Source organism: Methylobacterium sp. Ger2507 (assembly GCF_055231875.1).
In genome coordinates this window covers 5,054,045-5,074,686 of the sequence record NZ_JBUYVC010000001.1, presented here as the reverse complement: position 1 = coordinate 5,074,686, position 20,642 = coordinate 5,054,045, and the positions used below count along the sequence as shown (strand labels likewise).

The 20,642-nt window shown below is 68.1% G+C and carries 20 protein-coding genes and 3 tRNA genes; 17 read left to right on the top strand and 6 right to left on the bottom strand.

The genetic code is table 11. The features are described from left to right. The first annotated feature begins 4 nt into the window (after positions 1–4). The 4 genes from clpX to ACV7NL_RS23440 all read left to right on the top strand — a co-directional run bounded on the left by clpX (position 5) and on the right by ACV7NL_RS23440 (position 4,587). Complete coding sequence (gene clpX / locus ACV7NL_RS23455) at positions 5–1,276, top strand: ATP-dependent Clp protease ATP-binding subunit ClpX (protein ID WP_055955375.1); 1,272 nt, start codon at positions 5–7, stop codon at positions 1,274–1,276. A gap of 275 nt (positions 1,277–1,551) precedes the next feature. Beyond that, positions 1,552–3,978 (top strand): endopeptidase La, encoded by a 2,427-nt coding sequence (gene lon / locus ACV7NL_RS23450; RefSeq protein ID WP_056188882.1) that lies wholly within the window; start codon positions 1,552–1,554, stop codon positions 3,976–3,978. A 152-nt stretch (positions 3,979–4,130) separates the two neighbouring features. Next, positions 4,131–4,206: transfer RNA gene (locus ACV7NL_RS23445), tRNA-Val, on the top strand. A 99-nt stretch (positions 4,207–4,305) separates the two neighbouring features. Beyond that, positions 4,306–4,587 carry a hypothetical protein gene (locus tag ACV7NL_RS23440; protein ID WP_244477029.1) on the top strand — a complete coding sequence of 94 codons (282 nt, stop codon included), beginning with the start codon at positions 4,306–4,308 and terminating at the stop codon, positions 4,585–4,587. Here the strand turns inward: ACV7NL_RS23440 and ACV7NL_RS23435 are convergent, their stop codons facing one another. The 4 genes from ACV7NL_RS23435 to ACV7NL_RS23420 form a co-directional block, all read right to left on the bottom strand. Next, entirely contained in the window at positions 4,588–5,160 is a 573-nt protein-coding gene (locus ACV7NL_RS23435) for a CAP domain-containing protein (RefSeq protein ID WP_082504178.1), read from the bottom strand. Between the two features lie 134 nt (positions 5,161–5,294). Then, positions 5,295–5,510, bottom strand: coding sequence for a hypothetical protein (locus tag ACV7NL_RS23430; protein WP_056188881.1), 216 nt, complete (start codon positions 5,508–5,510; stop codon positions 5,295–5,297). Positions 5,511–5,589: 79 nt separating this feature from the next. After that, positions 5,590–5,666 (bottom strand) — tRNA-Asp (locus ACV7NL_RS23425). Positions 5,667–5,692: 26 nt separating this feature from the next. Then, a tRNA-Asp gene (locus ACV7NL_RS23420) sits at positions 5,693–5,769 on the bottom strand. Positions 5,770–6,146: 377 nt separating this feature from the next. On the opposite strand from ACV7NL_RS23420, the gene rpmI reads away from it, so the two are divergent. The 6 genes from rpmI (at position 6,147) to ACV7NL_RS23390 (ending at position 12,534) form a co-directional block, all read left to right on the top strand. Then, positions 6,147–6,350, top strand: a complete 204-nt coding sequence (gene rpmI / locus ACV7NL_RS23415) for a 50S ribosomal protein L35 (RefSeq protein ID WP_018044555.1) — start codon at positions 6,147–6,149, stop codon at positions 6,348–6,350. 48 nt (positions 6,351–6,398) lie between these two features. Continuing rightward, positions 6,399–6,770 (top strand): 50S ribosomal protein L20, encoded by a 372-nt coding sequence (gene rplT, locus ACV7NL_RS23410; protein WP_056188878.1) that lies wholly within the window; start codon positions 6,399–6,401, stop codon positions 6,768–6,770. Positions 6,771–7,006: 236 nt separating this feature from the next. Beyond that, positions 7,007–8,089: a phenylalanine--tRNA ligase subunit alpha gene (gene pheS / locus ACV7NL_RS23405; RefSeq protein WP_247635890.1), complete on the top strand. Its 1,083-nt coding sequence runs from the start codon at positions 7,007–7,009 to the stop codon at positions 8,087–8,089. Between the two features lie 105 nt (positions 8,090–8,194). After that, positions 8,195–10,618 (top strand): phenylalanine--tRNA ligase subunit beta, encoded by a 2,424-nt coding sequence (pheT, locus tag ACV7NL_RS23400; RefSeq protein WP_463357019.1) that lies wholly within the window; start codon positions 8,195–8,197, stop codon positions 10,616–10,618. Between the two features lie 15 nt (positions 10,619–10,633). Next, a complete protein-coding gene (locus ACV7NL_RS23395; RefSeq protein WP_056188863.1) occupies positions 10,634–11,476 on the top strand; it encodes a DUF1186 domain-containing protein in 843 nt (280 codons plus the stop codon). Positions 11,477–11,766: 290 nt separating this feature from the next. Further along, entirely contained in the window at positions 11,767–12,534 is a 768-nt protein-coding gene (locus ACV7NL_RS23390; protein WP_056188862.1) for a Bax inhibitor-1/YccA family protein, read from the top strand. A 132-nt stretch (positions 12,535–12,666) separates the two neighbouring features. On the opposite strand, the gene ACV7NL_RS23385 is transcribed toward ACV7NL_RS23390, so the two are convergent. Further along, positions 12,667–13,041 carry a DUF2794 domain-containing protein gene (locus ACV7NL_RS23385; protein WP_056188858.1) on the bottom strand — a complete coding sequence of 125 codons (375 nt, stop codon included), beginning with the start codon at positions 13,039–13,041 and terminating at the stop codon, positions 12,667–12,669. 399 nt (positions 13,042–13,440) lie between these two features. On the opposite strand from ACV7NL_RS23385, the gene bluB reads away from it, so the two are divergent. Together bluB and ACV7NL_RS23375 are read left to right on the top strand one after the other, a co-directional pair. After that, a complete protein-coding gene (gene bluB, locus ACV7NL_RS23380) occupies positions 13,441–14,073 on the top strand; it encodes a 5,6-dimethylbenzimidazole synthase (protein WP_244477030.1) in 633 nt (210 codons plus the stop codon). A gap of 197 nt (positions 14,074–14,270) precedes the next feature. Then, a complete protein-coding gene (locus ACV7NL_RS23375; RefSeq protein WP_463357018.1) occupies positions 14,271–14,801 on the top strand; it encodes a L,D-transpeptidase in 531 nt (176 codons plus the stop codon). Between the two features lie 381 nt (positions 14,802–15,182). Here ACV7NL_RS23375 and ACV7NL_RS23370 read toward each other — a convergent pair whose 3' ends face one another. Next, positions 15,183–15,371, bottom strand: coding sequence for a hypothetical protein (locus ACV7NL_RS23370; protein WP_463357017.1), 189 nt, complete (start codon positions 15,369–15,371; stop codon positions 15,183–15,185). Positions 15,372–15,376: 5 nt separating this feature from the next. On the opposite strand from ACV7NL_RS23370, the gene ACV7NL_RS23365 reads away from it, so the two are divergent. From ACV7NL_RS23365 to ACV7NL_RS23345, 5 genes are all read left to right on the top strand, one after another. Beyond that, on the top strand, positions 15,377–16,405 hold the full coding sequence (locus ACV7NL_RS23365; protein ID WP_463357016.1) for a 2-keto-3-deoxygluconate permease: 1,029 nt from the start codon (positions 15,377–15,379) through the stop codon (positions 16,403–16,405). After that, positions 16,405–17,673: a four-carbon acid sugar kinase family protein gene (locus tag ACV7NL_RS23360; protein WP_463357015.1), complete on the top strand. Its 1,269-nt coding sequence runs from the start codon at positions 16,405–16,407 to the stop codon at positions 17,671–17,673. The genes ACV7NL_RS23365 and ACV7NL_RS23360 overlap by 1 nt, the downstream gene beginning before the upstream one ends. Continuing rightward, positions 17,670–18,671: a 4-hydroxythreonine-4-phosphate dehydrogenase PdxA gene (pdxA, locus tag ACV7NL_RS23355; RefSeq protein WP_056188845.1), complete on the top strand. Its 1,002-nt coding sequence runs from the start codon at positions 17,670–17,672 to the stop codon at positions 18,669–18,671. The genes ACV7NL_RS23360 and pdxA overlap by 4 nt, the downstream gene beginning before the upstream one ends. 94 nt (positions 18,672–18,765) lie before the next feature. Beyond that, the gene (locus tag ACV7NL_RS23350) at positions 18,766–19,539 is read left to right on the top strand and encodes a DeoR/GlpR family DNA-binding transcription regulator (RefSeq protein ID WP_463357014.1); all 774 of its coding nucleotides are present in this window, start codon (positions 18,766–18,768) and stop codon (positions 19,537–19,539) included. Between the two features lie 80 nt (positions 19,540–19,619). Next, entirely contained in the window at positions 19,620–20,603 is a 984-nt protein-coding gene (locus tag ACV7NL_RS23345; RefSeq protein WP_463357013.1) for a Gfo/Idh/MocA family protein, read from the top strand. Positions 20,604–20,642 lie beyond the last annotated feature (39 nt).

Below are 20,642 nucleotides of genomic sequence, written 5' to 3'. Positions count from 1 at the left end.
CGATATGAGCAAGACTGGCGGCAACGACTCGAAGAGCACGCTGTACTGCTCGTTTTGCGGCAAGAGCCAGCACGAGGTCCGCAAGCTGATCGCGGGCCCGACGGTGTTCATCTGCGACGAGTGTGTCGAACTGTGCATGGACATCATCCGCGAGGAATCGAAGTCCTCCCTGGTGAAGTCGCGCGACGGGGTGCCGACCCCGAAGGAAATCCGCCGCGTGCTCGATGACTACGTCATCGGCCAGGATTTCGCGAAGAAGGTCCTCTCGGTCGCGGTCCACAACCACTACAAGCGCCTCGCCCACGCCTCGAAGCACAACGACGTCGAGCTGGCGAAGTCGAACATCATGCTGATCGGGCCGACCGGCTCGGGCAAGACGCTGCTGGCCCAGACCCTGGCCCGCATCCTCGACGTGCCGTTCACCATGGCGGACGCCACCACCCTGACCGAGGCCGGCTACGTCGGCGAAGACGTCGAGAACATCATCCTGAAGCTGCTCCAGGCCTCCGACTACAATGTCGAGCGGGCGCAGCGCGGCATCGTCTACATCGACGAGATCGACAAGATTTCGCGCAAGTCCGACAACCCGTCGATCACCCGCGACGTCTCGGGCGAGGGCGTGCAGCAGGCCCTCCTGAAGATCATGGAAGGCACCGTCGCCAGCGTTCCGCCGCAGGGGGGGCGCAAGCACCCGCAGCAGGAGTTCCTGCAGGTCGACACCACCAACATCCTCTTCATCTGCGGCGGCGCCTTCGCGGGCCTGGAGCGGATCATCTCGGCGCGCGGCAAGGGCACCTCGATCGGCTTCGGCGCGACCGTGCAGGCTCCGGACGACCGCCGCACCGGCGAGATCTTCCGCAACGTCGAGCCCGAGGACCTGCTGAAGTTCGGCCTCATCCCCGAGTTCGTCGGCCGCCTGCCCGTGCTGGCGACCCTCGAGGACCTCGACGAGACCGCGCTGAAGCGCATCCTGCAGGAGCCGAAGAACGCCCTGGTCAAGCAGTACCAACGCCTGTTCGAGATGGAGAATGTCGACCTCACCTTCCAGGAGGAGGCGCTGTCCATGGTCGCCCGCAAGGCGATCGAGCGGAAGACCGGTGCCCGCGGCCTGCGCTCCATCCTGGAGACCATCCTGCTGGAGACGATGTACGACCTGCCAGGCCTCGAATCCGTCGAGCAGGTGGTGATCGGCCCCGAGGTGGTCGAGGGCAAGGCCCGGCCGCTCTACATCCACGGTGACCGCAACAAGGAAGCCCCGGCCAGCGTCAGCGCCTGAGGCCCCGCGCGGGTCTCGTCAGGTCTGGGTCGAGCCTCGGGGCGGATGCTTGAAAACATCCGCCCCGATTTCCATCTCAGGCTCAGCGCGATGGCCGCACGCTCACCCACCGAGGTGCGGTGTCCCGCCACCAGCCGCATTCCTGAACACGGTCCTCCGAGGGACCGTTTCTTCCCAACACGCTTCCGACCCCCTCGCGGCCCGGTCGGCCCCTGGCAGGATGCTTGCTCCCTGGGAGGAGCGACTGCCCGGCGTCCATCATGAGGAAGTCCGATATGACTCAATCGAAATCGCGCCAGCCGGTCGTTCCGGGCTCGACGGGCTCTTATGCCGTCCTTCCCCTGCGCGACATCGTCGTTTTCCCGCACATCATCGTGCCGCTGTTCGTCGGTCGCGAGAAGTCGATCCGCGCCCTCGAGGAGGCGGTCCGCACTGACCGTCACATCCTCCTGGCGACGCAGATCAATGCCAGCGAGGACGACCCCTCGCCGGACGCGATCTACAAGATCGGCACCCTGGCCAGCGTGCTGCAGCTGCTGAAGCTGCCCGACGGCACCGTGAAGGTGCTGGTCGAGGGCGCCGGCCGCGCCAAGATCTCGCGCTTCACCAAGTCCGACACCTATTACGAGGCCGAGGCCGAGACCCTCACCGACGAACTCGGTGACAGTGTCGAGGCTGAAGCCCTCGCACGCTCGGTCATCGCCGAGTTCGAGAACTACGTGAAGCTCAACAAGAAGATCTCGCCCGAGGTCGTCTCCGCCGTCACCCAGATCGACGAGCCCTCGAAGCTCGCCGATACCGTCGGCTCGCACCTCGCGGTCAAGATCGCAGACAAGCAGGCGATCCTGGAGATCCCCACGGTGGCGCAGCGCCTCGAGCGCGTGCTGTCGCTGATGGAGAGCGAGATCTCCGTGCTCCAGGTGGAAAAGCGCATCCGGACCCGCGTCAAGCGGCAGATGGAGAAGACCCAGCGCGAATACTACCTCAACGAGCAGATGAAGGCGATCCAGAAGGAGCTGGGCGACTCCGAGGACGGCAAGGACGAGCTGGCCGAGCTCGAGGAGAAGATCGAGAAGACCAAGTTCACCAAGGAGGCCCGCGACAAGGCGGTGGCGGAGCTGAAGAAGCTGCGCCAGATGTCGCCGATGTCCGCGGAGGCGACCGTGGTGCGCAACTACCTCGACTGGATGCTTGGCATCCCGTGGGGCAAGCGCTCGAAGATCAAGAAGGATCTGCTCGGCGCCCAGGTCATGCTCGACGAGGACCATTTCGGCCTCGACAAGGTGAAGGAGCGGATCGTCGAGTACCTTGCCGTGCAGCAGCGGGCGAACAAGCTCACAGGCCCGATCCTGTGCCTCGTCGGACCTCCGGGCGTCGGCAAGACGTCGCTCGGCAAATCCATCGCCAAGGCGACGGGTCGCGAGTTCGTGCGTATGTCGCTCGGCGGCGTGCGTGACGAAGCCGAGATCCGCGGCCACCGCCGGACCTATATCGGCTCGATGCCGGGCAAGATCGTCCAGTCGATGCGCAAGGCGAAGACCTCGAACCCGCTCATTCTGCTCGATGAAATCGACAAGATGGGCATGGACTTCCGGGGTGATCCGTCGGCCGCCCTGCTGGAGGTTCTCGACCCGGAGCAGAACGCCACGTTCAACGACCATTACCTGGAGGTGGATTACGACCTGTCGAACGTGATGTTCGTCACCACCGCCAACACCCTGAACATCCCTGCGCCCCTGATGGACCGTATGGAGGTGATCCGCATCGCCGGCTACACCGAGGAAGAGAAGCTCGAGATCGCGCGCAAGCATCTGATCCCGGGCGCCGTGAAGAAGCACGGTCTCGACGCCAAGGAGTGGCAGATCGACGATGCCGGCCTGCTGATGCTCATCCGCCGCTACACGCGGGAGGCGGGCGTCCGCAACCTGGAGCGTGAAATCTCCAATCTGATCCGCAAGGCGGTGAAGGAGATCCTTATCACCAAGGTGAAGGCCGTCGCCGTCACCGAGGAGACCCTGCCGGTCTTCCTCGGCCCGCCGAAGTTCCGCTACGGCGAGATCGACGAGGAGGATCAGGTCGGCGTGGTGACGGGCTTGGCCTGGACCGAAGTCGGCGGCGAGTTGCTGACGATCGAAGGCGTCATGATGCCCGGCAAGGGTAAGATGACGGTCACAGGCAACCTGCGCGACGTGATGAAGGAATCGATCTCCGCTGCGGCGAGCTACGTCAGGTCGCGGGCCGTCGATTTCGGCATCGAGCCGCCCCTCTTCGAGCGTCGGGATATCCACGTCCACGTTCCGGAGGGGGCGACCCCGAAGGACGGTCCGTCCGCCGGCATCGGCATGGCGACCGCGATCATCTCGACGCTGACGGGCATTCCGGTGCGTCGCGACGTGGCGATGACGGGTGAGGTGACCCTGCGCGGTCGGGTGCTCCCGATCGGTGGCCTGAAGGAAAAGCTGCTCGCGGCTCTGCGCGGCGGCATCAAGACCGTCCTCATCCCCGAGGAGAACGCCAAGGACATCGCCGAGGTGCCCGACAGCGTGAAGAACGGGATGGAGATCATCCCCGTCTCGCGGATGGACCAGGTGCTGCAGCACGCCCTGGTCCGCGTCCCCGAGGCGATCGAATGGGAGGAGCCTGCCCCGAAGGTCCGTCCCGTGATCGCCGACGAGGAATCCGCGACGGTGATCGCCCACTAGGGCGCTCATGCTGACCCCTCCGGGGCTGAGCAGACCCTGATGCGACACGAGGCCTCGGCGGATACGCCGGGGCCTTTTCTCTGCTGTGAGGGCTGCGATGCAGGCAAGAGGGTTGCGCCCGATCCTCCGCTTCCGCTACGAAGCGGCGCATCGGGCGGTTAGCTCAGTTGGTAGAGCGTCTCCTTTACACGGAGAGGGTCGGCGGTTCGAGCCCGTCACCGCCCACCAGACACCTGTCGCTAGGTCTGCTGCCCCAGGAGGGGTGCAGGCGCGCACGTCATCGCGTAGGACTCTCGGGCGAGCGACGATTTCTGCAGGGGGGCATCCGTGAGCGACGAAGCCGGAACGGATCTGCAGCCCGCGCGGGGATTCCCGCCGCCCTGGATCGTGGTCGAGCGGGCCGAGAGCTTCTGCGTCGAGGACGGCGAAGGGCTTGCGGTTGCCTGGACGTACTTCTCCGACGATGCCGATCGGCGGGCCGCGACTGGGGTGATGACCCGGGACGAGGCGCAGCGCATCGCCAAGGCCATCGCGATGGTGCCCGAGATGCGGACGATCATCCGGTCCCTGCAGGATGGGCTGGCCGAGGCGGATACCGACGGCGCCTAGTCAGCCGCCGGTCATGACCAAGGCCCAGAAGCGCTTGTAGCGGGTGCCGGGTGCGTCCACCCGGGCGATGCCGACGCGCTTGAGTTGCGGCATCAGCATGTTCCGGTTGTGCTCGGGTGAATTCTTCCAGCGGGCCAGCACCTCGTCGAAGGTGGCCGAGCCGGCGCTGAGATTCTCGGAGGCGTAGGCGCGGCCGAACCCGGCTTCCGCCATCCGGGCATTGAAGGTGCCGCCGATCTCGTGGCTCAGGCGCCCGGCCTTCGCGTTGGAGGCGGCCTGATAGGATGCAGCCCGGATCAGGCTCGAATCGATCACCACCGGGCCGAGGCCGTGCTGGGCCCGGTAGCGTGAGATCGCGGCGGCAGCCGCCTGTTCGTCGAGGATCACCACGCTGGTCGGCTGATCGGGTGCGAGCAGGCTCGCCGGCGAGCCGCAACCGGCCAGCACCAGAAGAAGGGACAGGGCGGCGATCCGCGCGCCGGCCTCGGACCCGGAGAATCTCGACCGAGGACAGGGGCGGGGGGTGGCGTGAACGGATGTCGCGATTTCGGGGGCCAGAGTTTCGGACGGCATGGTTTGGGACGGGACTCGCGGCAGGCTTCGGGTGTGAAGGCCTTCCCGGTCCGATGCGGCGAAAACGCGGCGTGCTCCGAGTTGGGGCGCGCCGTCTCACGCCTGTGGTGCGTCGGCCACGGTCGGTGAAGCGATCAGATCCGCGTGCCGTGATCGCGGGGCGGCGCGCCGCAGCGCCAGGCCATGATGCGAAACTCGGGATGCGTGCCGATCCACTGGGCCAATTGCGGCTGGGCCACGTGCAGGCAGGCCGGGGCGTCCTCGACATCGAGGGCAAGCTTGCGCGACTCGCAGGTGTCCGGCGCGCGCGCGAGGCAGACAGTGAAATAGAGGAAGAAGACGCCCGACATCCGTCGCTCTCCGGTCCGATGACAGGAGAAGGGTAGCGCGGAGGAAGGCAAAAGCGAGAGAACCGTGTCGCGAACACGATGGCGCGGGCGACGGGACTCGAACCCGCGACCTCCGGCGTGACAGGCCGGCACTCTAACCGACTGAGCTACGCCCGCATCCTAGATTCGGAAGAGAAGTGACGTGGCGCGGGCGACGGGACTCGAACCCGCGACCTCCGGCGTGACAGGCCGGCACTCTAACCAACTGAGCTACGCCCGCTTGACGTCCCGCCCCGTTTCCGGCGGTGTCGGGGGTGTAGGTTCCGGGCCGGGGGCTGTCAAGCAACCGCGCGCCGCAATTCCGAGGGAATTTCCAGCTGCCGACGTTGCGCGGGATCCCGCCCCGGGTCTGGCGCAGGACATTGCCGAAACTTGGGCCGGGGCATGGCTCGCGGCATGGCCCAGAGCAGGGCCCGGAAGCTCGGCGCCAAACCCGGCATTGAACCCGCGTCGCTTTTCTGTCATAGCCCCCTCGCGTTGAACCGCCCGGCCGATAGGGCTGCCGTGGCGGTTCGTGCTGCTCCATCAGAAGCATCAACCGAGCGCATCTCTTCGATCCGAACCGGATCGGAGCCGCTGCGCGTTCAGGAGAGCCAAATGCCCAAGCTGAAAACCAAGTCGGGCGCGAAGAAGCGCTTCAAGATCACCGGCACCGGCAAGGTCATGTATGCCCAGGCCGGCAAGCGCCACGGGATGATCAAGCGGACGACGAAGCAGATCCGCAACCTGCGCGGCACCACCACCCTGTTCGAGGGCGATGCTGCCAACGTGAAGAAGTACTTCCTGCCGAACAGCCGGTAAGCCTTCACGACGCCGACACTGCTTTTTTCGTAATCCAGGAGAACACCCATGGCCCGCGTCAAGCGCGGCGTGACCAGTCACGCGAAGCACAAGAAAGTCCTCAAGGCCGCCCGTGGTTATTATGGCCGCCGCAAGAATACGATCCGGATCGCCAAGCAGGCGGTCGAGAAGGGCATGCAGTATGCCTACCGCGATCGGAAGAACAAGAAGCGCACGTTCCGCGCGCTCTGGATCCAGCGCCTCAACGCCGCGGTCCGGGAGCATGGTCTGACCTATTCGCGCTTCATCAACGGCCTGTCGATCTCCGGCATCGAGGTGGACCGCAAGGCCCTGTCCGAGCTTGCCATCCACGAGCCGGCCTCCTTCGCGGCAGTGGTCGAGTTGGCCAAGGCCGCCCTTCCGGCCGCCAAGGCCGCCTGAGGCGAGCCCGGCTCGCCCGCGAGCCGAGCGCCCGGTTCGCCCGAGCCGAGCGCTGTTCTTCACGAAAGGCGCGGCGCCCCCGGGGAGCCGCGCCTTTCGTCTTTTCGTACCACACGGGTGTTTTCCGGCTCCCCGCCGCTTGCATTGCGGGCGCCGCCCGGGAAAACCCTCGCCCCAGGCCGATCGAGCCCGCCCGGCCCTCTCGGGGTCGGCGCCGCAGCCGGTGAGTTGAATCGATGACCGATCTCGATACCCTCGAAGGCGACCTGCTGCGTCAGGTCGCGGACGCGTCCGACGAGGCCGCCCTCGATGCGGTGCGCGTCGCGGCCCTCGGCAAGAAGGGGTCGGTCTCCGAACTCCTGAAGACCCTGGGGTCGATGACGCCCGACGAGCGCAAGACCCGCGGTCCCCTGATCAACGGTTTGCGCGACCGGGTGCAGGGCGCCCTCGCCGCGCGCCGCGATGCGCTGGCCGAGGCGGCGCTGTCCGCCCGTCTCGCGGCCGAGCGCATCGACGTGACTTTGCCGGTGCGCGAGGCGCCGGAGGTACGCGGCCGCGTCCACCCGATCAGCCAGGTCATGGACGAGATCACGGCGATCTTCGCCGATATGGGCTTCTCGGTGGCCGAAGGTCCCGACATCGAGACCGACGACTACAACTTCACCGCCCTCAACTTCCCGCCCGGCCACCCGGCCCGCGAGATGCACGATACCTTCTTCCTGGCTCCAGACCGCAACGGTCAGCGCAAGGTGCTGCGGACCCACACCTCGCCGGTGCAGATCCGGACCATGCGGGCCCAGCAGCCGCCGATCCGGGTGATCTGCCCGGGCCGGACCTACCGGCACGATTCGGACCAGACGCATACGCCGATGTTCCATCAGGTCGAGGGACTGGTGATCGACAAGGCGGCCAACATCGCCAATCTGAAATGGGTGCTGGAGGAGTTCTGCCGCACCTTCTTCGAGGTCGAGTCGGTGAAGATGCGGTTCCGGCCGTCCTTCTTCCCCTTCACCGAACCGTCGGCCGAGGTCGACATCCAGTGCTCGCGCAAGGGCGGCGAGATCCGCTTCGGCGAGGGCACCGACTGGCTCGAAATCCTCGGCTGCGGCATGGTTCACCCCAACGTGCTGCGCAATTGCGGCCTCGATCCCGACAGCGTCCAGGGCTTCGCCTTCGGCGTCGGCATCGACCGGATCGCGATGCTGAAATACGGCATGCCCGACCTGCGCCCGTTCTTCGAGGCGGATGTGCGCTGGCTCGACCATTACGGGTTCCGGCCGCTCGACATCCCGAGCCTGGTGGCCGGTCTGACCAGTTGAGTCGACATTTTCGCGGCCCGATCCAGCCGGGCCTGCCTTCTCAATCCTGATGGGCGACCGATCACCCCGCGCGGCGTGGTCGTGGGACGCCGAGGGACGCAAGCAATGAAATTCACCCTCTCCTGGCTCAAGGACCACCTCGATGCCGAGGCCTCCCTGGAAACCATCGCCGAGACGCTGACGCGGATCGGCCTGGAGGTCGAAGGCATCGAGGACAAGGCCGCCAGCCTGAAGCCCTTCGTGGTGGCGCATGTCCTCACGGCCGAGCAGCACCCCAATGCCGATCGCCTGCGCGTGTGCACGGTCGACGCCGGCGATGGCCAGCCGCTCCAGGTGGTGTGCGGTGCCCCCAATGCCCGGGCCGGCATGAAGACGGTGTTCGCGCCCCCCGGCACCTACGTTCCGGGCCTCGACAAGACCTTGGCGGTCGGCACCATCCGCGGCGTTGAGAGCCACGGCATGCTGTGCTCGGGCGCGGAACTCGGCCTCGGCGAGGAATCGAGCGGCATCCTCGACCTGCCCGAGGACGCGCCCACGGGCCAGCCCTACGCCCTCTACGCCAAGCTCGACGACCCGGTGGTCGAGATCAACCTGACCCCGAACCGGCCGGATTGCACTTCGATCCACGGCATCGCCCGCGATCTCGCGGCGACCGGCCTCGGCGATCTCAAGCGGCCGCCCCAGCCGCCGGTCCGCGGGGAGGGCGCCTGTCCGGTGCCCGTCACCCTCGACTTCGCGGCGCCCGATGCGGGCCTCTGCCCTTACTTCACCCTGCGCCTCGTGCGCGGCGTCACGAACGGCCCGTCGCCCGATTGGATGCAGGCGCGCCTGCAGGCGCTCGGCCTGCGCCCGATCAACGCGCTCGTGGACATCACCAATTACCTGACCTTCGATCGCGGCCGGCCGCTCCACGTCTTCGATGCCGCCAAGGTGGCGGGCGGCCTCGTGGTGCGTCGTGGCCGGGACGGAGAGACGCTGAAAGCTCTCGACGGCAAGACCTACGCGCTGAGCGAGGATACCGTCGTCATCGCCGACGACAACGGCGTCGAGTCGATCGCCGGCATCATCGGCGGCGAGGCCTCGGGCTGCGACGCGTCGACGACCGATGTCCTCATCGAATCGGCCCTGTGGGACCCGGTGAACATCGCCCAGTCCGGCCGCCGGCTCGGAATCATCACCGATGCCCGCTACCGCTTCGAGCGTGGCGTCGATCCGGCCTTCACCCTGCCGGGCCTCGACCTCGCCACCCGCCTCGTGCTGGAGATCTGCGGCGGCAGTCCGAGCCAGCCCGTGATCGTCGGCGAGCCGCCGCAGACGGAGCGCGTCATCGACTTCCCCTGGACCGAGACCCGGCGGCTGGCCGGCATCGAGCTGTCCCGGGCCGAGATGAAGGTGTCCCTGGAGGCCCTGGGCTTTCACGTCGCCGGCTCGGGCGACCGGGTGAAGGTGCTCACTCCGTCCTGGCGCCCGGACGTGGAGGGCAAGGCCGACCTCGTCGAGGAGATCATCCGCATCGCCGGGCTCGACCGCATCGAGCCGAAGCCCCTGCCGCGTATCGAGGCGGCGGTGGGCAAGCCGGTGCTGACCGTGCTGCAGAAGCGCACGCGCCTCGCCAAACGGGCGCTGGCGAGCCGAGGCCTCGTCGAGGCCGTGACCTGGTCGTTCATCCCGCACGACGACGCGGTCCTGTTCGGCGGCGGCGGGGCGGACCTGGCCCTGGCCAATCCGATCGCCGCCGATCTCTCGGACATGCGCCCGAGTCTGGTGCCCGGCCTGCTCCGCGCCGCCCAGCGCAACGCCGACCGCGGCAGCGCCGACGTCGCCCTGTTCGAGGTCGGCCAGTGCTTCGCCGACGACCAGCCGGAGGGCCAGACCATCCGGGCCGCCGCCATCCGGCGCGGGACCGCGACCCATGCGGGTGCGGGACGCCACTGGGACGCGCGGACTGACGCCGTCGACGCCTTCGACGCCAAGGCCGACGCCCTGGCCCTGCTGGCCGCCTTCGGCATTCCCACCGGCGGCCTGCAGGTCGTGGCGGGCGGGCCCGGCTGGTTGCATCCGGGCCGGTCCGGCACGCTCCAGTTCGGCCCCAAGAACCCGGTCGGCTTCTTCGGCGAGGTGCATCCGCGCGTGATGAAGGCCCTCGACCTCAAAGGACAGCTCGTCGCCTTCGAGATCACCCTCGACGCCGTGCCGCTTCCGAAATACCGTCCCACCAAGGTGAAGCCCGCCCTCGGGCTGTCGGACTTCCAGCCGATCTCGCGGGACTTCGCCTTCGTGGTCGGACGCGATGTCGCTGCCGGCGAGGTGGTGAAGGCGGCGCAAGGAGCGGAGCGCAAGCTCATCACCGGCATCGACGTCTTCGACATCTACGAGGGTGTCGGCATCCCCGAAGGCTCGAAGTCGGTGGCAATCGCGGTCCGGCTCCAGCCGGTCGATCGGACCCTCACCGATGCGGAGATCGAGGCGGTGACCGCCCGCATCGTCGCCGAGGTCGGACGCAAGACCGGGGCGACTCTCCGCTCCTGACAGGACACCGCACGCATGCTCGATCCGGCTCTCGTCTCCGCGCTCTCGGCGGCCAAGCACCTCCCGGTCCGCGAGATGCGCGAGGCCCTGGCGGAGCCGGACCGGATCGCCGAAGCGGTGCTCGACGTCCTCGATCGGGCGGCCGGGCCGCCGGACCTCGCGGAGGCCGAGGCCGACCTGCTGTTCTGGGGCCTGCATGTCTTGGCAGCCGCGCGCGACACGCGGGTGTTCAAGCCGCTGGTGCGGCTGTTGCACGCCGACGGGGAGGCCCTCGACATCCTGATCGGCGACGCCGTGACGACGACGCTGGCCAAGATCCTGGTCAGCGTCTTCGACGGCGGGGTCGATCCGCTCTCCGCCCTGCTGGTCGACAGCACCACGGACGGCATGGTCCGGCACGAGGGCTTCGCCGCCCTGGCCTATCTGACGCAGACAGGCCGGATTCCGCTGCCGGTGGCCCGCGACCTGCTGGTCCGCTTCGACGACAAGCGGACCGCCGTGGAGGGGGATGTCAGCTGGGCCGGCTGGGAAGAGGCCATCGCCCTGCTGGGCCTGCGCGAACTGGAGCCCCGCGTCCGCGCCGCGCGCCGCGACGGGCGGCTGACCGACGAGTTCAGCGATCCACCCTGGTTCGCCAAGACCCTGCGCCACGCGGAGGCGCGCCCCGACGACCTCTCGCGCTTCGACCCGGAGCGGTTCGGACTGATCGAAGACCCGGTCGCGGCTCTGGCCTGGACGGCCGAGGATGTCGGCCAGCCCGTCCGCAACCCGTTGAAGAGCGTCGGCCGCAACGACCCGTGCCCCTGCGGCAGCGGCAAGAAGTTCAAGAAGTGCTGCCTCGACAAGGCGGCGGCCTGATCCGCCGCACAGGCGCGCTTGGTTCCGAAGACCAGACCGGGGCACTGTGCCTTGGTTAACCGGGCCTCGTTCAATCCTCACCTGTCGACGGACGGATTTAATCCCCGACGAAAGTAGGAAAATAGCAGCACAGGCGGGTGCGATTCAGCCCTTTCAGCCTTGGCTGGCCCCTTGTGCAGGGCAGCGTGACCGAACATATTTCGTCCTGAGGCGCCGCAGGGTGCCAGAGGTCCTGTGCGTGAGCCTCCTTCCGAAATCACACGCTGAGAGAGCTTCCAAGGGAAACTCCCATGGCATTCGATAACAGCCCCTTCCGGTACGGCGCTCAGCCGACCGGGTACGCCGGCAGCCAGGTCGAGATCGACCAGGGCCTGCGCAGCTTCATGCTCGGCGTCTACAACAACATGGTCGTTGGTCTCGGGATCTCGGGTCTCGTGGCGCTGGGCCTCAACATGGCCGCCGTTGCGCAGACGGCGGCCGGCGGCCTTGCCCTGACGCCTTTCGGCCAGCTGCTCTACACCAGCCCGCTGAAGTGGGTCGTGATGCTGGCGCCGCTCGCCTTCATCTTCATCTTCTCGATGCGGATGGACCGGATGTCCGCCTCCTCGGCGCGCCTGACCTTCTTCGCCTTCGCGGCGGTGATGGGCGCCTCGATGTCCTCGCTTCTGCTCGTGTTCACGGGCGCCAGCGTGGTGCGGGTGTTCTTCATCACGGCGGCGACGTTCGGCGGTCTCAGCCTCTACGGCTACACCACCAAGCGCAGCCTGTCGGGCATGGGCTCGTTCCTGGTGATGGGCCTGATCGGCCTCATCATCGCCTCGCTGGTGAACATCTTCCTCGCCTCTTCGGCGCTTCAGTTCGCGATCTCGGTGATCGGCGTCCTGATTTTCGCAGGCCTCACCGCCTACGACACGCAGAAGCTCAAGGAGATGTTCCTCTATAGCGGCGCCGATGCCGAGGGTGCGGCCAAGCTGTCGGTCAACGGTGCCCTGACGCTGTACCTGGACTTCATCAACATGTTCCAGATGCTGCTCTCGCTCCTCGGCGACCGCCGCTAAGCGAACCGAATCTCCGACGAAGAAAAGGCCCCGGTGGGACACCGCCGGGGCCTTTTTCATGTCGAACGGGTTGGTCCGGCTGACAACGTCTGGGGAGCAGCGCCCCTTGCCCTCGGTGTATCGTCCCCCGCGTCACACCGCGCGCAGGGGCGGCTCCAGCACGGCCAACACCCGGGCGAGATCGGTGCCACGCTTCATCACCAGCCCGGAGGCCGCCACCACCGCGTAGGCGCCCTGACGCCGGGCCAGCTTCGGGTCCTTCTCGACCCGGTACAGTGGCATCTCCGAGCTGCGCCGATAGATCGAGAACACCGCCTTGTCGCGGCGGAAATCGAGGGCGTAGTCGCGCCATTCCCCCTGCGACACCATCCGGCCGTAGAGATTGAAGATCACGCGCAGCTCGGCACGGTCGAAGGCGATCTGAGGGGTGACCGGCACGTTCGGGAAGGGGATGACCCGGGCGGCAGGCTCGGGCAATCGCGGATCGGCACCGGTTGTTTCGCTCATCGTCGCTCCTGTCCGGGGATTAATCCCTCATCATGGTGCCGTGCCTTCCCACCCGCAAGGGCGGCGATTCGGCCGGGCGCCGGCAAGACTCATCATCACGATTTTGCCGCCGTCAGGCCCAGGGTCGGCCTTGATGAGCGCCGATACCTGTGGCCGAAACTTCGTCGATCCCGTGCCGGTGCGGCGTCCGATCTTCACGGCTCCCCAGCTCCTCGGCCGGCGCCCGGGTCCACAGGACCGACATTCCAGAGGTTTCGAGACCCAAGGACTTCAGGCCGCCTCTTCGGAGCGCGGCCCTTTTTTTGAAGTTTGCCTGCGAAGCCCGCGCCGCGACGAAAATCTTCTGCCGCGGCGGCAAAGTCCGGCTAAGAAGACTGAAATGTACCGCGGGGACGGATCGTGGCCAGCTTCGATGCCGATTTTCGTGAGACGCTCACGACCTTGTTCGCCTGGCGCCGCGACGTGCGCCGCTTTCGGACCGACCCGGTGGACGAGACGCTGCTGCAGCGCTGCCTCGACCTGGCGGCCTTCAGCCCCTCGGTCGGCAACAGCCAGCCCTGGCGCTTCGTCCGCGTCAGCGATGCGGACCGCCGCGCCGCGGTGATCGCAAGTTTCGAGCGGTGCAACGCGGCCGCGGCCGAAGCCTATCAGGCGGAGCAGCGCGAGGCCTATGTGCGGCTGAAGCTCGCGGGCCTGCGGGAAGCGCCGGTGCACCTCGCGGTGTTCTGCGACGAGGCCACGGTGACCGGCCACGGCCTCGGGCGGGCGACCATGCCGGAGATGCTGCGCTACTCCGTCGTCACCGCCGTCCAGACCTTCTGGCTCGCAGCCCGCGCCCATGGACTGGGAGTCGGCTGGGTCTCGATCCTCGAGCCTGGAGCCGTCTGCAAAACGCTGGACGTTCCGTGTGCCTGGAGCCTCGTGGCCTATCTCTGCGTCGGGTTTCCGGTCGAGGAGCACGAAGACCCGGAGCTTGTCCGTCACGGCTGGCAGCAGCGGCTCGCATCCGGCATGACCCTGATCGAGCGCTAAGGACCGTTCGGATCAACGGAGTCAACGAAGTCTAAAGATGAACGCTCGGATTTAGCTTGATTGTGGTCGCGGGACTTTACCGCGCTTGCTGATTTCCGGGTCATACGGCACGCTCAGCACTTCGCTTTACCGGAACGAGACCTTGGATGCGCGATTGATGATCGGGCAAACGGTCACGCTTTCGGAAGGCACGGGTCATGGTTCGGCACGGCAGATGGGTTTTGGCGCTCGCAGGGGCGGTCCTCGGGGTGAACGGCGGGGAAGCAAACTTCCTGGTGGCTTCGGCCCAGGCGCGCGAGGTCGTCGCCTTTCATGAAGGCGTGATGCCCGGCTCGATCATCGTCCGCACCTCGGAGCGCCGTCTCTATCTCGTCAACGGCGACGGCACCGCGATTCGCTATCCGGTGGCCGTCGGCAAGCCCGGCAAACAGTGGAGCGGCGCCACCCAGATCGACGGCAAGTATGTCGAGCCGGCCTGGTCGCCGCCGCGCGAGGTCAAGCGCGACAACCCGCGTCTGCCCTCGGTGATCGCCGGTGGATCGCCGTCCAATCCCATGGGCGTCGCCGCCATGACCCTCGCGGGCGGCGAGTACGCCATCCACGGCACCAACCGGCCGAATTCCATCGGCACTTACGCCTCCTACGGCTGTATCCGCATGTACAACCAGGACATCACCGACTTGTATGAGCGCGTCTCGGTGGGCACGCAGGTCTACGTGACGCGCTGACTCCGTCGCGCGCCGAGCGCGCGGCGCGTCGAAACTGGCGCACGGCGCGTCGAAACAGGCGCGCGGCGCTGGCTGGATAAGCGTGCCGGCGCCGCCAGGGTACGCCGCTCCAGCCTTGCGAACGCCGCCCCTCTCTCAGATCCGACGAAGAGCGCCGTCCCGCCCAGCCGGATCGGCTCCGACGCGACCATCCGATCGACGAGGCGGTTCTCGATCGGCATCCGCGAATCCGACAGTCCCGAGACGCGCAGCGCGGCCGTTCGCCGGGCAAAGGTCCCCTGTGCGAAGCCATCGCTCCGCCATCTCGCGTAGGCGGTTCGAGGCCGCCCCTGGCGTGACGCCACCGGACGCGCGCTGGCGTCCGCCGCATCGCTGGACCCGTCACTTGCGCCCGCCGTGCCTGTCCCGACCCCGCCATTTGTGCGCGACTTGCGCAATTTCATTGACGAACTGCGCAAAATGCGCAGATGATTGTCGTCGTTCCGGGAGGAAACGTGTTCGTTGCCGATTGTTCGGCAGATCCGGGATGAAATCAGAATCAAAATTGCGCAAAATGCGCAGGGAGATCATCCGACATGCAGATCCCGATCAAACGGACCATCGAATCCGTGCCTGGCGGCATGATGGTCGTGCCGTTGCTGGCCGGCGCCCTGATCGCCACGTTCTTCCCCGGCACGCCGAAGCTGTTCGGATCGTTCACCGGAGCGCTGTTTTCCGGCGCTCTGACGATCCTGGCGGTCTTCTACGTCTGCATGGGCGCCAGCATCGATTTCCGCGCGACGCCTTACATCATGAAGAAGGGCGGCACCCTGCTGATCGTCAAGGTCGGCATCGCCATGATCCTCGGCCTGATCTTCGGGCAGGTGCTCGGCGAAGCGCCGGTGGCGGCCGGCATGTTCGCGGGGCTGTCGACCCTCGCCATCGTCGCCGCGATGAACGACACCAATGGCGGGCTCTATATGGCGTTGATGGGCCAGTACGGGCGCCCGCGGGACGTCGGCGCCTACACCGTGATGTCGCTGGAGAGCGGGCCGTTCCTCACCATGGTGACTCTCGGGGTGGCGGGGCTCTCGGCCTTCCCCTGGCAGACGCTTGTCGGTGCGATCCTGCCGCTGCTCGTCGGCATGATCATCGGCAACCTCGACCGTGAGATGCGAGCCTTCCTCAGCCGGGCGATTCCCGTGATGATCCCGTTCTTCGCCTTCGCGCTCGGGGCGGGCCTCGACCTGTCGAAGGTCTGGCAGGCCGGCCTGCTCGGCCTCGCCATGGGGGTCGCCGTGGTGGTCTTCACCGGCATCCCGCTGTTCTTCGCCGATCGCCTGACCGGGGGGACCGGCGTCGCGGGCGTCGCCGCGGCCTCGACGGCGGGCAACGCGGCGGCGGTGCCGGCGATCGTCGCCTCCGCCAACCCGGCCTATGCCGATGCGGCCGGGCCGGCGACCATCCTGGTGGCCGCCTGCGTCGTCGTCACGGCGATCCTGGTTCCGATCCTCACCGCCTGGGTGTCGCGGCGCTTAGGCGATCCCGAAGTGGTTGGCGCCGAAGTGGCTGGCGCCGAGGAGGCTACAGATTCCGCCGCCGCGCCGACCGTTGCCGGCCGCTGATGATGTCCGGCCGCTGGCTCATTCTCGCCGATGACCTGACCGGCGCCGCAGATTGCGCCATCGCGTTCGGGCGCCGCGGCCTCGCGGCCGCGGTGACCTGGGACGTCACCACCTCGGGCGATGTCTCCCCGGATGACTCCAGGCCCCTGCCGGTGCTCGCCTACGACGCGGACAGCCGCGGTCTGTCAGCGTCCGCCGCCGCCGAGCGCCATCGCGGCCTCCTCGAACGCTGGTTCGAACCGGACAGGGTTCTGTTCAAGAAGATCGATTCGACGCTTCGCGGACAACCCGCCGCCGAGACCGCCGCCACGATGGCCCACCTGATGGAACGGACCGGCGCCGCCTTCGGGATCTGCGCCCCCGCCTTCCCGGCGACCGGCCGAACCACGCTGGCGGGCCACGTCCATGTCGCCGGACGTCCCTTGGAGGATGCCGAGGTCTGGCGCCGGGACCACACCTACGCCAGTGCCAATTTAGGCTTCGTGCTGGGTACGGCCGAGATCGAGACGACGCTGGTTCCGCTCTCCGCCATCCGCAGCCCCGATCTCGCGTCCCGTCTCGCCTGCATTGCCGAGGGCGGACCGGGCGTGGCGATCTGCGATGCCGAGACGGACGGGGATCTGGCGCGGATCGCGGCGGCGAGCCTTGCCGTGGCGCCGGTTCCCTTCTTCATCGGCAGCGCCGGGCTGGCCCACGCTCTCGCGGACACCCTTGCGCCCGCCCCGACGGGGGCGGTCCACATCCCCCCGAGCCGATCCGGCAGCCTGATCGTCGTCGGGTCGCTCGCGGCGGCCTCGCGCGCGGCCATGCGAAGGCTTGCGGCGCAAGACCACGTCGTCCATCTGCCGGTCTCGCCCGATACGCTGCTCGGCGATCTGGCCGGCCGGGCCGATCTGGCCGCCCGCGTCGCCGCCGTAATCGCGGCGGGGGACGACGCCCTGGTGGAGATCGCCATCGGCGACGCCCTCGACATGAGCCTCGGACCGCGCCTTGCGCGGGCGCTCGCCGAGGCCCTCGATCCGATCGCGACGCGGATCGGCGCCGTCGCGGCGACCGGCGGCGAGACCGCCGCCGCGCTCCTCGCCCGCTTCGGCATCGACGGGATTCGCCTCGTCGACGAGATCGAACCCGGCGTTTCCCTCGGCCTGACCCTGGGCCGTCTCTCGATTCCCGTCGCCACGAAGGCCGGCGCCTTCGGCGACGCCGAGAGCCTCATCCGTATCAGCGAGCGCCTGCGCGCCGTCCGAACCCAAGGAAGCTTCTCATGACCCGTCCGACCATCGCGATCACCATGGGCGATCCCGCCGGCATCGGCCCGGAGATCATCATGAAGGCGCTGGCGCACGCGGATGTCCGAGCCCTGTGCCAGCCCCTGGTGATCGGCGATGCCGAACGTCTCCGGCAGGCCGGCCGGCTCGTCGGCACCGACATGTCCGTCGAGTCCCTGTCCGATGCCGGCGCGGCGGACTTCCAGAAGACGGCGGTTCAGTGCCTGGACCTCCAGGTCGTCCCCGCCGACCTGCCGTTCGGCCAGGTCTCCCCGGTCGCGGGCGAGGCGGCCTACCGCTACATCGAGAAGGCCGTCGAGGTGGTCCAGGCCGGGCAGGCCCAGGGCATCTGCACCGCGCCGCTCTCCAAAGAGGCCCTCCACGCCGCCGGTCACAAGTTTCCGGGCCATACCGAGCTGCTCGCGCATCTCACGGGTACGCCCGAAGTCTCCATGATGCTGGTTTCGCCCAAGCTCCGGGTCATCCACGTCACGACCCATATCGGGCTCATCGACGCCATCGCGAAGATCGAGCCCGGCCTGGTCGAGCGCGTGATCGCACGCGGCCACGGCGTCCTGGTCAAGGCCGGGATCGCCAACCCCAAGATCGGCGTCTGCGCGATCAACCCGCATGCCGGCGAGAACGGCCTGTTCGGCCGGGGCGAGGAAGCGGCCAAGATTACGCCGGCGATCGAGGCCTGCCGCGCCAAGGGCTGGGACGTGCGCGGCCCGCTGCCGGCCGACACCCTGTTCTTCCTGGCCGGACGTGGCGATTACGACATGGTGGTGGCGATGTACCACGATCAGGGTCACGGCCCGATCAAGGTGCTGGGCCTCGAGGCCGGCGTGAACATCACCGTGGGGCTGCCGGTGATCCGTACCTCCGTCGACCACGGCACCGCCTTCGACATCGCCGGGACCGGCATCGCCGACGAGCGCAGCCTGATCGAGGCCCTGCGTCAGGCCGTCGACCTCGCTCCGAAGGCGCAAGCCGCCTGAGACACGAGGCTTTCCGGCGGGGATGGCTGAAACCTCCTGGCCAGCGCCGCCGGGCTCAGCCATGACGCGGGACCGAAGGCCGGAGGACCGCCCCATGTCGATGCGCAGCCAGGAGCGCCGGAACCTGCTGCTGGAGGCCCTGAGCGTCGGCGAGATCGACGTCGACGAGGTCGCCCTGCGCCTGAACGTCTCCGCCTCGACGGTGCGGCGCGACCTTCAGCACCTCTCGGCCATCCGCGCCGTGCGCCGGACTTATGGCGGCGCGATCCTGGCGAGGCGCCCGCCGGAAACCACGCTGGCCGAGCGGCTCGCGGTGAACGGCGCCGAGAAGCGGGCGATCGCGCGGGCCGCCCTCGACCTGGTGGCGGATGGCGACACGCTGATCCTCGATGCCGGCTCGACCGTGGCCGCCTTCGGCCAGCTTCTCGCCAAGCGGCGGCTTCGGATCATCACCAACAACCTGGCGCTCCTGCCCTTCCTCACCGAGGCACCGGGGCTCGACCTCGTGGTGCTGGGGGGGGCGCTGCGGGCCACCAGCATGAGCACCATCGGACCGCTCGCGGTCGAAGCGCTGCGCTTGATGACGGCCGATCGCGCGATCCTGAGCGCGGACGGCGTCGTGGCGGGACGCGGCCTGTGCGAGGCCAGCCTGGATCAGGTCACGCTCAAATCGCTCATGATGCGGCAGGCCCGCGAGGTGATCGTGCTGGCCGATGCGAGCAAGCTCGGTCGGGCGGAGCAGACCGCCTGGGCGCCGCTCCCCCGGAACTGGACCCTGGTCACGGATTCGCACGAGCCGGCGGAGGAATTGCAGCGCCTCTCCGAAGCCGGCGCCGAACTGCGCATCGCGACCGCCTCCGTGACGTGAATCGGAAGCCTCCCGGGCGCTGGCGCCTGCGGCCCGAAGACCTCGTCTCCGCAACCCTCATCCCTGAAAGCCTTTCGCCTATGACGCGCGACACCCTTGCCCTCGGAATCATCGGCGCCGGCATCATGGGCGAGCGTATGCTCGGCGTTTTGTCCGGTCCGGATGCCGATCCGGATGCCGGGTCCGTGCGGGTCGCCGGGATCTGGGACCCGTCCGAAGCGGCGTTCGCGCGCATTGCCGCCCGATATCCGGCGGTTCCGAGGCTGGCGGATGCGGATGCGCTCATCGCGGCCAGCGCCTGCGTCTACGTGGCCTCGCCGCCCGCCTCGCATCTTGGCTATGCGCGCCGGGCCGCGGCGGCCGGCCGGAGCCTCTTCCTGGAGAAGCCGCTGGCCGTCGATGTGGCGGAGGCGCGCCGCTTCGTGGATGAGGCCGACATCCGGGGCGCGGTCAATTTCCCGTTTGCCGCCGCGCCGGCCGTCGCCACGCTCGTGCGCTGGATCGCCGAGGGTGTCGTCGGGACGCCGCGCCGCCTCACCATCGCGGTCGCCTTCGCGCAATGGCCCCGGCCCTGGCAGGCGGATGCGGTGAACTGGCTCGATGCACGCGCCGAGGGCGGTTTCACGCGCGAGGTCATCTCGCACTTCCTGTTCCTGGCCCGGCGTCTCCTCGGCCCTTTGGCATCGCTGGAGGGTCATGCCGACTTCCCGCAGGCCGGTCGGGCGGAGCGGGCGATCGAGGCGACGCTGTCGGCGGGCGGCGTCCCGGTCCGCCTTCGAGGCCAAGTCGGCGGAACGGACCTCGCCGACCACAACACCTGGACCCTGGAAGGCGACGCCGGCACCATTCGCCTGCGCGACTGGTCCATCGCCGAGCGGATGGGACCGGACGGGCATTTCGTAGCTGCGGAGGACGCGTTACCCAACGATCGCGCCCGGCTGATCGCCCTTCGGGGTCAACTGGACGGCGTCGTCCGGATGGCGCACGGCGAGCCGCATCCCCTCGCCACCTTCGCCGAAGCGCTGAACGTTCAGGAGATCGTCGAGAGCCTGATCGCCGCGTGAGCCCGTCCCCGGGAGACATCGACGGCCGGGATCGACGGG

Coding starts and splice junctions, on each gene's coding strand:
- clpX (WP_055955375.1), top strand. CDS start 5: ATGAGCAAGACTGGCGGCAACGACTCGAAGAGCACGCTGTACTGCTCG.
- lon (WP_056188882.1), top strand. CDS start 1,552: ATGACTCAATCGAAATCGCGCCAGCCGGTCGTTCCGGGCTCGACGGGC.
- ACV7NL_RS23435 (WP_082504178.1), bottom strand. CDS start 5,160: ATGCCGTCCGAAACTCTGGCCCCCGAAATCGCGACATCCGTTCACGCC.
- ACV7NL_RS23430 (WP_056188881.1), bottom strand. CDS start 5,510: ATGTCGGGCGTCTTCTTCCTCTATTTCACTGTCTGCCTCGCGCGCGCG.
- rpmI (WP_018044555.1), top strand. CDS start 6,147: ATGCCCAAGCTGAAAACCAAGTCGGGCGCGAAGAAGCGCTTCAAGATC.
- rplT (WP_056188878.1), top strand. CDS start 6,399: ATGGCCCGCGTCAAGCGCGGCGTGACCAGTCACGCGAAGCACAAGAAA.
- pheS (WP_247635890.1), top strand. CDS start 7,007: ATGACCGATCTCGATACCCTCGAAGGCGACCTGCTGCGTCAGGTCGCG.
- pheT (WP_463357019.1), top strand. CDS start 8,195: ATGAAATTCACCCTCTCCTGGCTCAAGGACCACCTCGATGCCGAGGCC.
- ACV7NL_RS23395 (WP_056188863.1), top strand. CDS start 10,634: ATGCTCGATCCGGCTCTCGTCTCCGCGCTCTCGGCGGCCAAGCACCTC.
- ACV7NL_RS23390 (WP_056188862.1), top strand. CDS start 11,767: ATGGCATTCGATAACAGCCCCTTCCGGTACGGCGCTCAGCCGACCGGG.
- ACV7NL_RS23385 (WP_056188858.1), bottom strand. CDS start 13,041: ATGAGCGAAACAACCGGTGCCGATCCGCGATTGCCCGAGCCTGCCGCC.
- ACV7NL_RS23375 (WP_463357018.1), top strand. CDS start 14,271: ATGGTTCGGCACGGCAGATGGGTTTTGGCGCTCGCAGGGGCGGTCCTC.
- ACV7NL_RS23370 (WP_463357017.1), bottom strand. CDS start 15,371: ATGATCTCCCTGCGCATTTTGCGCAATTTTGATTCTGATTTCATCCCG.
- ACV7NL_RS23365 (WP_463357016.1), top strand. CDS start 15,377: ATGCAGATCCCGATCAAACGGACCATCGAATCCGTGCCTGGCGGCATG.
- ACV7NL_RS23360 (WP_463357015.1), top strand. CDS start 16,405: ATGATGTCCGGCCGCTGGCTCATTCTCGCCGATGACCTGACCGGCGCC.
- pdxA (WP_056188845.1), top strand. CDS start 17,670: ATGACCCGTCCGACCATCGCGATCACCATGGGCGATCCCGCCGGCATC.
- ACV7NL_RS23350 (WP_463357014.1), top strand. CDS start 18,766: ATGTCGATGCGCAGCCAGGAGCGCCGGAACCTGCTGCTGGAGGCCCTG.
- ACV7NL_RS23345 (WP_463357013.1), top strand. CDS start 19,620: ATGACGCGCGACACCCTTGCCCTCGGAATCATCGGCGCCGGCATCATG.